This is a genomic window from bacterium (genome assembly GCA_024228115.1).
In the GTDB taxonomy this organism is placed as follows: domain Bacteria; phylum Myxococcota_A; class UBA9160; order UBA9160; family UBA6930.
The window spans coordinates 1-12,231 of record JAAETT010000280.1 but is presented as its reverse complement, the minus strand read 5'-3'; the positions used below and the strand labels follow the sequence as shown (position 1 = coordinate 12,231).

Genomic DNA, 12,231 nt, shown 5'->3' with positions numbered 1-12,231 from the left:
GGCCCTTTGGACCCAGGCACGCGAACGACTCGACGTCACGACCATCATCTGTGCAAACCGCAGCTACCGCATCCTTCAAGTCGAACTCGCCCGGGCCGGCATCGCCGAGCCGGGCCCCAAGGCCCAGAGCCTTACCGACCTTCGCAACCCCGAAATCGACTGGACCCATGCAGCCAAGGCCTTCGGTGTCCCCGGAACCCGGGTCGAAACCGCGGAAGCGTTCGCGGACGCCTTCCGCCATGCCCAATCCGAGCCCGTCCCCGCTGGTTGACTTCCTGATGGGTCAGCGGCAGAGGGCGTGGAGGTCGGCGTCGTCGATTTCGGGTTTGGTGGCGGCGAGGGTTTGAAAGCGGCGGAATGCCTGCTCCAGCGGTGCTTCTGCGAGGCGATAGCCCAATGCCGCTACGCGCTCTGCGAAGCCACCTCGACCGGAGAGCTTGCCCAGGACGATCTGCGTGCCGACGGTATGACCCACGGCCTTCGGGTCGAGGACTTCATAGGTTTCGCGCTCCTTCAGCACGCCATCTTGATGGATGCCCGATGCGTGGCGGAATGCGTTTCCGCCCACAACCGCCTTGTTAGGTGGAACGTCGACGCCCGAACGAGCTGCAACCAGGGCCGAAACCTGTCCCATCCCGCGCAGATCGACGCCCGTTGCGACACCCAACCGCTCGCCGTGCACCGAGAGGCCTGCCACCACTTCCTCGAAGGCCGTGTTGCCGGCGCGTTCCCCGATTCCGTTCACCACGACTTCGACCTGGCGCGCCCCGGCCGCAACAGCCGCCAGCGCGTTCGCGGTGGCGAGCCCCAGGTCGTCCTGGCCGTGAAAGGAGATCAGGGACTCGGGTACCAGACCGCGGACGTAGGCCACCAGCGAGGCGACCTGATCGGGCGTGGCAAAGCCCACCGTATCGGGCAGGTTGATCGTGCTCGCTCCCGCGGCCACCGTCACCTGGGCCAACTCGCCGATGAACGCACGATCGGCGCGGGTGGCATCCATCGGGCTGAACTCGACGTCGTCGGTGAATTCCCGGGCGCTCCGCACCATGGCGGCGGCCATCGCGAGAACCTGCTGCCGGCTCTTGTTCAACTGGTGAGCCAGCTGCATGTCGGATGCATTCACGAACACGTGGATACGGGGCTCCTCGGCATGGCGCAGGGCCTCACCGGCGGCAGCCACGTCCTTCGGAACGGCCCGGGCGAGCGCGCACACCCGGGCCCCGCGCACATTGGCGGCCACTTCCGCCACCGCCGCGCACTCGGCGGCGGAGTTGATCGGAAAGCCCGCCTCGATGACATCCACACCCATCTCGGCGAGGGCGAGAGCGATCTCGACCTTGTCGGTCGCGGAGAAGCAGACACCGGCGGTCTGCTCCCCATCGCGCAGGGTCGTGTCCAAGACTACGACGTGCTCGGGATCAAACGGATTGGATTCGGACATGGATTCGCTCCGGCGGTGCCTCGGGCCGGAACGGGGGCAACCTTTGCCCCGAAGGAAAAAACCCTCTCCGGCCGTTCGGCGGGAGAGGGTCTCGCTAGGTCGCGCTTTGTCCTGCGCTAACAGACCCCCCCCGCCCTGCTAAGGAGCAGGCCTAGGGAAAGCAGCTGGCTGGACAAGCGACCGTTCATGGTTCGACCAGTATCGGCGGGACGCCCTACGGAGTCAAGTCCCGCCTGGTTCTAGAGCTCCAGCAGCTCTCCCAGGCGTCCTGGGTCGAAGCCGATCACCAGCTGGCCATCGATATCGATCGTCGGCGTCGCCCAACGAACCACCTTCCCCCGCAGGTTCTCCTGGGCCTCGTCCGAGCGGATGTTCAGCTCGGTGTACGGCACGTCGTTGCGGTCGAGCCACTGGGCCGCCAGATCGCAGGCATGGCAGCCCGGCGAGACGTACATCACCACCTCATGGGAAGCGGCGGCATACGGACGTCGCTTCGCCCTGGCAGGGGCCGGCGTCTGCGCGGCCACCTCGATGCGCCCAACATCCTTCCGCAACGGCTCGGGAACCTGGTCGAGGGAATCGACGAACTGGACCTGGCCCTGCGCATCGATGTACTGGAAGAGCACGCGATCCGGCCGCTTCGCCCCGCCTGCCACGGCCTCGGCCAGATCGAAGGGCGGCCCCTCCTGGATCCAACCTGCGATCTCTTCGGATGCATGCCGCGAAATCAACCAGCCGCCAATGGCCGAAACCGCCAACATGCCGATCAGAGCGAGAAGCATCGTTCGCATCCCTGGCTTATCGGCAGACCGGGGCCCGGGCACTACCCCACCCCAACGAGGGATAGCCGATCCCCCCAGCGGGTCTGCACGGAGCGCGCCAGCTCGGGCGCACGGCACAGGCCGGGATCCGCCCTCAGGGCTTCGTTCGCGGCTTCGCGGGCCACGGCCACCAACCTCGCATCGCGGACCAGGTCGGCAAAGCGCAGGTCCGGCAGTTTGCCGGATTGGCGGGTCCCCAGGAATTCCCCGGGGCCACGGATATGCAGGTCCGCGTCCGCGATCCGGAAGCCGTCGGTCGTCTCGAGCATGGCTCGCAGACGCGCCTCGCTGTCCTCGCCGCCCCCGCGAGCCACCAAAACGCAGGTTCCGGGCCGCTCCCCGCGCCCCACCCGGCCCCGCAACTGGTGGAGCTGGGCCAGGCCGAAACGCTCGGCGTGTTCGACGACCATCAGGGTGGCCGCCGGAATGTCGACACCGACTTCGATCACGGTCGTCGAAACGAGGATCCGGGTTTCGCCTGCCATGAAACGCGCCATCGCCTCGGCCCGCAATCGGGCATCCAGCCGACCATGGACCAGATCGACCGCTACGTCCGAGAACGCCGCGCGGATGCGTTCCGTGCTTTCGGTCGCCGCCCGCAAGTCGAGCTTCTCGGATTCCTCGACCAGCGGATACACCACGTACACCTGCTCCTGGCAATCGAGGGCTTCACGGACGAGTCGGGTCACCTGCTCGCCCTCCCCTTCCCGGAGCAGCAGCGTCTCCGTCGGACTTCGGCCCGGCGGCAACTCGTCGATCACAGAGAGCTCGAGATCGCCGTACAACGTAAGTGCGAGGCTGCGAGGGATCGGCGTCGCCGTCATCACCAGGACATGGGGGCTGACACCGCCCGGTGTCTTCGCCGCGAGGGCCGCACGCTGCATCACTCCGAACCTGTGCTGCTCGTCGATCACCACGAGCGCCAAGCGCGCGAAATCGACATCCCGTTGCACCAATGCGTGGGTACCGACGACCAGATCGACTTCCCCCTTCGCAAGTGCCTGGCGAACTTCCGAGGCTCCAGGAGCCGACGAGGTCAGAAGCCCGAGGCGAACGCCCGTTTTGCCCAGCAGTTGGCGGAGCGTTCGATCGTGCTGCTCTGCCAACAACTCAGTCGGCGCCATCAGCGCAGCCTGATACCCGGCCCTCACCGCCACCACCGCTGCCAACGCGGCGACGGCGGTCTTGCCACTGCCCACATCCCCCTGGAGCAACCGGTTCATGGGATGGGGCTCCCCCAAATCCCGCTGGATCTCTGCCCAGGCCCTCTGCTGGGCGCCCGTCAGGCGGAACGGCAGCGCGCCAACCGCTTCCTCCAGGACAGACGCGTCGGCGGGCAACGCAATGCCCGGCTCTGCGGCGCGCTCGGCGCGGCGTATCGCCAGGCCCACCTCGAGCAGGTAGAGCTCCTCCAAGACCAACCGCTCATGAGCCGGCGTCGTCCGCTCGCGCAACGCCTCGAGATCCGCCTGGCCATCGGGCTGGTGAATCTGTCGCAGGGACGTGGGCGTTGACGGAAGCCCTCGCTCCCGCGCAAGCGAGGCAGGCAGCGTGCTCGGCACGAGATCTGCGAAATACTCGACGGCAACCGCGACCAGGCGGCGGAATGTGCGGGGCGGAACGCCTTCCGGCACGGGATAACCGGGAACAATGGGTTCGCCCGCTGCGCCGGCGTCTTCTTCCTCCTCCGGGATCCTGTCGATCTCCGGATGGGTGATCTCCTTGTTGAAGCGGTAACGGCGAACGTCGCCGGTGACGAGCAAGCGCGTTCCCTTCGTCACCGTCTTCTGCAGGGATTCGCCGCCGCGAAACCACTTGAGGGTCACGGTTCCCGTACCGTCTCCCACCACGGCCTGGAAGAGCCGCCCGCTGCGGGCCCGGCCGCGCATGGGTACGAAATCCGCGAGCATCACCTCGGCTTCGAAAGTCCCGCGGGTTCCGACCTGGAGCGCACCCACAGCGATCCGTTCCCGACGATCGTCGTAGCGGCTCGGCAGGTGGAAGAGCAGATCCACGATCGTTCGCAGGCCACGCTTCGCCAGGGCTTCCGCCCGCTTCGCGCCGATGCCCGGAAGCGTGGCGATCGGCCGGGCAATCGCGAGATCACAGAAATCCTGGGCCTGCAGCGGCGCCAGCAGGTCCAGAGCCCGTTCCACCGCATGGCGGCGCTCGTCGCCTGGGAGGCTCGCTGCGAAAAGAGCCGCCACCTGTGCGAGCGTCTTTCGCACGTCGGGCGGGATGGCCATTCCCGCAGCCCGCTCGACGCTCGCAGAGATCGTCTTCTCGAGATCCTGGAGCCTGTCGGCCTGGCCTCCGGCGGCGAAAGCCAAGGGCTTCCGAATCGCCTCGATCGCCTCCGGGAAATCCATCCAGCGAGGGTAGCGAGGGAACGCGGGGACGTTCTTTCCGCTGTTTCCGCTCCCGCCTTGGGCCTAGCCGTGGATCTCCTGCAGAGAGCGGACGCCGATCGAGTGTTGGCGCACCGCGCGAATCGCCCCGGCCGCGGCCCGCAGCGCGGCCAGTGTCGTGAAGTAGGGGATGCCCCGATTCAGTGCGGCGCGGCGAATCGAAAAGGAGTCGCGCACGGCCACCGGATCCTGTTCGACGGTATTGAGGACCAGATCCACGTCGCCGGCCTCGATCCGTTCGACGACGTTGGGCCGGCCCTCGCCGACCTTGGCCACGGCCTCCACGTCGAGTCCCAGGGCTTCGATCACCCGTGCGGTGCCCGGCGTCGCGAGCACCTCGAAGCCGGCGTCATGGAACTCCTGCACCACCTCGCCGAGCTTGCCTCGATCCTGGCGTTTCACGGAGATCAGCACGGCACCGGACTCGGGGATCGTGTTGCCCGCTTCGATCTGTGCCTTTGCATAAGCGCGTCCGAAATCCGAATCGATTCCCATCACCTCGCCCGTGCTCTTCATTTCCGGGCCCAACACGGTATCGACTCCGGGGAACTTCACGAACGGGAAGACGGCCTCCTTCACGGAGAAATGCTTCGGCCAGATCTCTTCCGTGAAGCCGAGTTCGGCCAGGCTCTGGCCCGCCATCACGAGCGCTGCCAGCTTGGCCAGCGGTCGGCCGATCGCCTTCGAGACGAAGGGAATCGTGCGAGAAGCGCGAGGATTCACCTCGATCACGTACACCTCGCCGTCCTTCACGGCGTACTGCACGTTCATGAGGCCTCGCACACTGAGTTCCTTGGCCAGGCGTCGCGTGGAATCGAGGATCTCGTCCACCACCGTCTTGGGCAGGGAGAACGGCGGGATGGAGCAAGCGCTATCGCCCGAGTGGACTCCCGCCTCCTCGATATGCTCCATGATGCTGCCGATCACTACGCGTTCGTCGTCCGCGATCGCGTCGACATCCACCTCGATGGCATCCGCCAGGAATCGATCGACCAACACCGGATGCTCCGGCGAAGCCTTCACGGCGAAGCGCATGTAGTTCGCCAGGCTCTCCTCGTCGTGCACGATCTCCATCGCCCTCCCGCCTAGCACATAGGAGGGGCGCACCAGTACCGGGTAACCGATTCGTGTCGCGGCATCGGCGGCTTCCCGGAAGCTGCGGGCAATTCCGGAATCTGGCCGTTTGAGGCCCAGGGTTTCCAACACCACGTCGAAACGTTCCCGATCCTCAGCGCGATCAATGGCATCCGGCGGTGTTCCGAGAATGGGCACCCCGGCAGCTTCGAGAGGCATGGCGAGCTTCAGCGGCGTCTGCCCGCCGAATTGCACGATCACTCCGTCAGGCTTCTCCAGCTCGGCGATGGCCAGCACATCTTCGAAGGTGAGCGGCTCGAAATACAAGCGATCGCTGGTGTCGTAGTCGGTGGAGACCGTCTCCGGGTTGCAATTCACCATGATGGTCTCGAAGCCCGCGTCCTCCAATGCGAAGGCGGCATGCACGCAGCAATAGTCGAACTCGATCCCCTGCCCGATCCGGTTGGGGCCACCGCCGAGGATCATGATCTTGCGCCGCTCGGTCGGCTCGGCCTCGCATTCGTCCTCGTAGGTCGAATACAGATACGGTGTGTGGGCCTCGAATTCCGCGCCGCACGTATCGACCCGCTTGTAGACGGGCTGGATGCCGTGCTCGGCCCGAAGCGCGCGCACGTCTTCCTCGGAGAGGTTCCAGAGCGCAGCGAGGCGGGCGTCGGCAAAGCCCGCCTGCTTGGCCGGGCGCAACCAGGCCGGACGATCCTCCACCGCAGCGGCTTCGAGGCCTCGCTCCATCTCCACCAACTCGAGCAGGTTCCGAAGGAACCACGGATCGATCCAACAGCGCCGATGGAGTTCCTCCACACGGATGCCTCGTCGCATCAGCTCGGCAATGGCCCAGGGTCGGCCCGGGCGAGGCTTTTCGACCATGCCCCAGAGCATGTCGAGGCCCTCGGCACCGTCGGGCACGGTCGGTCGCTCCAACCCCGCATGCCCAACCTCGAGCGAACGCAGCGCCTTGTGGAAGCTCTCCTTGAACGTCCGGCCAATGGCCATCGCCTCGCCGACGCTCTTCATCTGGGTCGTGAGCAGGTTGTCCGCATCCGGGAACTTCTCGAACGTGAAGCGCGGAACCTTCGTCACGACGTAGTCGATGGTGGGCTCGAAGCTGGCGGGTGTCTCCTGTGTGATGTCATTCTGGATCTCGTCCAGCGTGTAACCGACGGCGAGCTTCGCAGCGATCTTGGCGATCGGGAAACCGGTTGCCTTCGACGCCAGCGCGGAGGAACGCGAGACCCGCGGGTTCATCTCGATCACGACGAGAGAGCCGTCCTTCGGGTTTACTCCGAACTGGATGTTCGATCCGCCGGTATCCACGCCGATCTCGCGAATGATCGCGATCGCTGCATCGCGCATCACCTGATACTCGCGGTCGGTGAGGGTCTGGGCGGGAGCCACGGTGATCGAATCGCCCGTGTGGACACCCATCGCATCGAAATTCTCGATCGAGCAGATGATCACCACGTTGTCTGCGGTATCCCGCATGACCTCGAGCTCGAACTCCTTCCAGCCGAGGACGCTCTGCTCGATCAGGCACTCCCCGCGAGGCGAGGTCCGCAGGGCCCAATCCACCCGATCATCGAACTCGTCGTCGGTCTCGGCCACGCTTCCGCCGGCACCGCCCAACGTGAAACTCGGCCGGATGATCGAGGGCAAACCGGTGGTCTTCAGGATCTCCCGGGCATCTTCGAGAGAGCGGGCATAGCCCGATTCCGGCAACGCCAGGCCGATCTTCTTCATGGCGACTCGGAACCTGTCGCGATCCTCGGCTTTCAGGATCGCCTCGAGATTCGCACCGATCAGCTCCACGCCGTGACTCTCGAGCACGCCGGCTTCGGCCAGTTCGATCGTCAGGTTCAGTGCCGTCTGTCCGCCAATCGTCGGCAGGAGTGCATCGGGCTTCTCGATCGCGATGATCTTCTCGACCATCGGCACGGTCATCGGCTCGACGTAGGTACGGTCCGCCGTCTGCGGATCGGTCATGATCGTGGCCGGATTCGAGTTGATCAGCACCACCCTGTAGCCCTCCTCACGGAGAGCCTTGCAGGCCTGGGTGCCCGAATAATCGAACTCGCAGGCTTGCCCGATGATGATCGGGCCCGAGCCGATCACCAGGATCGTTTGGATATCGGTGCGCTTCGGCATCAGTTTCCCTTGGAGATCTGGGCGCCGCTCACCGTCTCACCCGCCTTGTGACGGAGGGTCATGGTGCGGAAACGCTCGAAGAAGTAGCGGACGTCATGGGGCCCGGGTGAGGCCTCCGGGTGATACTGCACAGAAAAAAGAGGACGCTCTTGATGAGCGAGCCCTTCGACGGTGTCGTCGTTCAGGTTCACGTGGGTGATCTCGACGGGCTCTCCGGCCTCGCGCAGGGAATCGGCCTCGACCGCATAGCCATGGTTCTCAGCACAGATCGCGACCTTGCCCGTCGCCAGGTCCTTGCCCGGTTGATTGCCCCCGTGGTGTCCGAATTTGAGCTTGCGGGTGCGCCCGCCCAGGGCGAGGCCCAGGATCTGGTGGCCCAGGCAGATACCGAACATCGGGAACTCCTGAGAGAGCGCTCTCACGTGCTCCCGCACGCCCTGCGCGGCCGCCGGATCTCCGGGGCCGTTGGAAAGGAAGACCGCATCCGGCGAGAGCGCCCGAACCTGCTCTGAAGAGGTGGTGGCCGGTACCACCGTCACCTCGAAGCCATGCTCGACGAGCAGCCGCAGGATGTTCCGCTTCACGCCGAAGTCGTAGGCGACCACCCGGAGCGGCGGTTCCGGCACGGCGGCCCGGGGAAGCTGGCCCTCGATGCCACTCCAGCATCCCTCCTTCCACTCGTAGGAGGCTTCGCAGGTGACCTCGGCGACGAGATCCTGCTCCTCTAGAGGAGCCGCGGAACGCGCCAGAGCCAGGAGTTCCGCCTCGTCTTGTTGGGCGGGATCCGTGCTCAACACCCCGTTCTGGAAGCCCTGGTCGCGGATACGCCGCACCAGCGCCCGGGTGTCCAGGCCCGAGATGGCGGGAATCCCGAAACGCTCCAGGTAGGCCGGAAGGCTCTCCTGGGCCCGGTAGTTCGACGGTTCGTCGAACAACTCCTTGACGATGAAGCCGCGCAGGAAGGGCCGGCGGGATTCGTCGTCCTCCGCGTTCGTCCCCACGTTCCCGATCTCGGGAGCCGTCATCGTGACCAGCTGCCCGGCATAGGAGGGGTCGCTCAAGATCTCCTGGTAGCCCGACATGCTCGTGTTGAAGCAGACTTCTCCGGCGGCCACCGTCGACGAACCCTGGGCGGTGCCGCGGAAGATGGTGCCGTCGGCGAGCACGAGCCGGGCCGGTTTCGGCAAGGAAAAGGCTGCAGTCACGGTAGGATCACTCCTCGGTCGACGTGATAGACGAGCGCGCCGTCTACGAAGGTTGCGACGGGCCGCCCGAGCATTTCCTGGCCCGCCCACGGAGAGTTGCGGCTCTTCGAATACCCCTTGGCGGGGTCATAGATCCACTTCCGGTCGGGATCGAGCACGGTCACGTCGCCGGGCGCTCCGCGGCTCAGCCGCCCGCCGGGCAGGTCGAAGACTTGGGCGGGATTCGATGTGAGGGACGCGATCAATCCCATCGGCGAAATCCGATCCTTGCGCACCAGCTCCATCACGGTTGGATAGGCCGTCTCGAAGCCCAGGACACCGGGAGGCGCCTCGGTGAACTCGACCTCCTTCTCGTACACCGCGTGAGGCGCATGATCGGTCGCAATGGCATCGAGCGTTCCGTCGGCCAGGCCCTGGATACAGCCATCCACATCCGCTTCACTGCGAAGGGGCGGCGCCATCTTCGTGTTGGTGTCGTAGCCGAGCGTGGCCTCATCGGTGAGCGTCAAATGATGAGGCGTCACCTCTGCCGTCACGTGAACGCCACGTTCACGTGCCTGGCGAATCAACGCCACGGCACCCGCCGTCGAGACATGCCCGACATGAAGATGGGCACCCGTGAGTTCGGCCAGCTGGATGTCCCGAGCCACGTGCACCGTCTCGGCGACAACCGGATTCCCCGGCAGGCCGAGCCGTGTCGAAACGGCGCCTTCGTTCACCACGCCCTTCCGGACCAGGGTGAGATCCTCCGCATGGACCATGACCGGCTTGCTGACGAGCTTCGAGTACTCGAGAACGCGCCGCTGCATGTCGCTGTCCATGATCGTCCGACCATCGTCACTGAAGGCCACCGCGCCGGCTTCGACCAGGGCGGACATCTCGGTCATCACCTCGCCGAGCAGACCCTTCGTCGCTGCAGCGACTGCATAGATATGAACCGGGGAATCCTGGCGTGCACGATCGAGGATGTAGTCCGTTACCGCCGGGTCGTCGTTCACGGGATCCGTATTCGCCATGCAGCAGAGACCGGTAAAACCGCCCGCAGCTCCGGCACGGCCACCGGAGCCGATGTCCTCCTTGTATTCCTGACCCGGTTCTCGCAGGTGTGCGTGAAGGTCGATGAAGCCGGCGGTAACCCAACAGCCTTCGGCATCCAGGGTTTCGGCATCCGACGCAGAGATGTCCTGGCCGATGGCCTCGACCCGGCCGTCCTCCAGCAGGACATCCGCGATCTCATCTCGGCCCGAAGCCGGGTCGATCAGGCGGCCGCCGCGTATCCATACTCGTCCCATCGTCAAGAATTCCCTCGCTTCTCAGCCGGTTTCCCGGAAGGTCGACCCGCCAGCAGGTAGAGCACCGCCATGCGCAGGGCGACTCCGTTGCGAACCTGATCCAGAATCACGCTCGGTCGGTGGTCCGCCAGATCGTGGGCGAGCTCGACGCCCCGATTCACGGGGCCCGGATGCATGACGATGGCGTCGTCCTTTGCGAAGCGGAGCTTCGCCCGGTCGAGCCCGAATGTGGCGGCGTACTCGCGAACGCTCGGGAAGTACGCTCCGGCAAGGCGCTCGCGCTGGATGCGCAGGGCCATCACCACATCGGCTCCGTCCAGGGCCTCACGGAGGGACGTGAAGGCTTTCACGCCAAGCGTCTCCACCGCGGCAGGTATCATCGTGGGCGGCGCCGCCACCCGAACCTCCGCTCCCATCTTGAGGAAGCCATAGATGTTCGAGCGGGCCACCCGTGAGTGCGCGATATCGCCGATGATCGTCACCGTCAGACCATCCAGGCGATCCTTGGATTCGAGCACCGTCAACATATCGAGGAGCGCCTGGGTCGGGTGTTCGTGGGCACCGTCCCCGGCGTTGATCACCGGAGCCTCGAGCTCGTCGGCGATTCGCTTGGGAACTCCGGCCACGTTGTGGCGAACGACGACAGCATCCGGATCCATCGCGTCGAGGGTCTTCGCCGTATCCAGGATGCTCTCGGATTTGGAGAGGCTCGAATGCGACGGGGTGAAATTCACGACGTCTGCCGAGAGCCGCTTGCCCGCGATTTCGAAGCTCGTCCGGGTCCGCGTCGACGATTCGAAGAAGAGGTTGATGATCGTCCTGCCCCGAAGGGTCGGCACCTTCTTGACGTCGCGTTCGGCCACCTCCTTCATGTGGATGGCGGTCTCGAGAATCGTCTCGATGTCTTCGCGCTCGAGTTCCCGGATTCCGAGCAGGCCGTTCTCCATCATTGCGGAGCCCCCCCCGTCGCGGTTTCTGGCTGTAGCAACACCACATCGAGCGGCTCACCCTGGACGCCGTCCTCGGTTCGCATCTTCACCAGATCGGCACGTTGGGTGGGGATGTTCTTGCCGACGTAGTCGATCTTGATGGGCAGCTCCCGGTGGCCCCGGTCCACCAGAGCGACGACCTGCACGGCGCGCGGCCGACCGAAATCCATCAGGGCATCCATCGCCGCGCGGATCGTTCGGCCGGTGCTGCAGACATCGTCCACCAGGATCACCACCCGGTCGTCGACCGCCGAGGGCATCTCGGTATGGCGCAGCTTGGGCCGCTTTCCGCTCGAGATCAAATCATCCCGGTACAGGGTCGTGTCGAGGATTCCGACGAGGGGCTCAAGATCGGCGACCTGGTTCAGGTTCTCGGCAAGACGCCGTGCCAGGGGCACTCCCCCGTTCGGCACACCGACGAGATAGAGGCTCTCCAGGTCTTCGTTCCGCTCGACGATCTCGTGAGCGATGCGCATCAGCGCGCGGCCAATGCCAATCCCGTCCAGCACGACCTGCAGTTCGAGAGAAGCAGGCTCCGACGCGCTCGACACCGAGGAGCGCGCTCCGGATCCGTTGCTGGGGCCGGACGTCCGCTGGGCGCCGTCCGGCCGATGAGGGGGATGATTCGCCACCTCGGTCCTTTCCCCGCCTCACCGGACAGGGTTAAAAGGTCTCGAGCCGGCGGGAGGATACCCGCTCGGCACCGCCTTGCCACCAGGCGGCGGGGACGTTCTTCCGCTCTCCCTTCCGGCTACCCGGCTGCGCTCTCGGGCGGGAACGGCATTTCATCCTCGGCTTCGTAGCACTCGGAGAGCCCGCCCATCCTGCCCCATCGGGT

9 protein-coding genes are annotated in these 12,231 nt (G+C 65.6%); 1 reads left to right on the top strand and 8 read right to left on the bottom strand.

All coding sequences use genetic code 11. The features are described 5' to 3' along the window. Nucleotides 1-271 (top strand): acetolactate synthase large subunit (locus GY937_12625; protein MCP5057552.1); only part of this gene is annotated, 271 nt, incomplete at its 5' end. Between the two features lie 12 nt (nt 272-283). Here the strand turns inward: GY937_12625 and GY937_12620 are convergent. The 8 genes from GY937_12620 to pyrR all read right to left on the bottom strand — a co-directional run bounded on the left by GY937_12620 (nt 284) and on the right by pyrR (nt 11,869). After that, entirely contained in the window at nt 284-1,441 is a 1,158-nt protein-coding gene (locus GY937_12620) for a 2-isopropylmalate synthase (GenBank protein ID MCP5057551.1), read from the bottom strand. 239 nt (nt 1,442-1,680) lie between these two features. Next, complete coding sequence (locus GY937_12615; protein MCP5057550.1) at nt 1,681-2,223, bottom strand: glutaredoxin family protein; 543 nt, start codon at nt 2,221-2,223, stop codon at nt 1,681-1,683. Nucleotides 2,224-2,264: 41 nt separating this feature from the next. Continuing rightward, the gene (gene recG, locus GY937_12610; protein ID MCP5057549.1) at nt 2,265-4,631 is read right to left on the bottom strand and encodes an ATP-dependent DNA helicase RecG; all 2,367 of its coding nucleotides are present in this window, start codon (nt 4,629-4,631) and stop codon (nt 2,265-2,267) included. Nucleotides 4,632-4,694: 63 nt separating this feature from the next. Next, a complete protein-coding gene (carB, locus tag GY937_12605; GenBank protein ID MCP5057548.1) occupies nt 4,695-7,907 on the bottom strand; it encodes a carbamoyl-phosphate synthase large subunit in 3,213 nt (1,070 codons plus the stop codon). After that, nucleotides 7,907-9,094: a glutamine-hydrolyzing carbamoyl-phosphate synthase small subunit gene (gene carA, locus GY937_12600; protein MCP5057547.1), complete on the bottom strand. Its 1,188-nt coding sequence runs from the start codon at nt 9,092-9,094 to the stop codon at nt 7,907-7,909. Before carA ends, carB begins: the two co-directional genes overlap by 1 nt. A gap of 14 nt (nt 9,095-9,108) precedes the next feature. Further along, the gene (locus tag GY937_12595) at nt 9,109-10,404 is read right to left on the bottom strand and encodes a dihydroorotase (GenBank protein MCP5057546.1); all 1,296 of its coding nucleotides are present in this window, start codon (nt 10,402-10,404) and stop codon (nt 9,109-9,111) included. A gap of 2 nt (nt 10,405-10,406) precedes the next feature. Next, nucleotides 10,407-11,354, bottom strand: a complete 948-nt coding sequence (locus GY937_12590) for an aspartate carbamoyltransferase catalytic subunit (GenBank protein MCP5057545.1) — start codon at nt 11,352-11,354, stop codon at nt 10,407-10,409. Continuing rightward, the gene (gene pyrR, locus GY937_12585; protein MCP5057544.1) at nt 11,351-11,869 is read right to left on the bottom strand and encodes a bifunctional pyr operon transcriptional regulator/uracil phosphoribosyltransferase PyrR; all 519 of its coding nucleotides are present in this window, start codon (nt 11,867-11,869) and stop codon (nt 11,351-11,353) included. Before pyrR ends, GY937_12590 begins: the two co-directional genes overlap by 4 nt. Nucleotides 11,870-12,231: the final 362 nt, after the last annotated feature.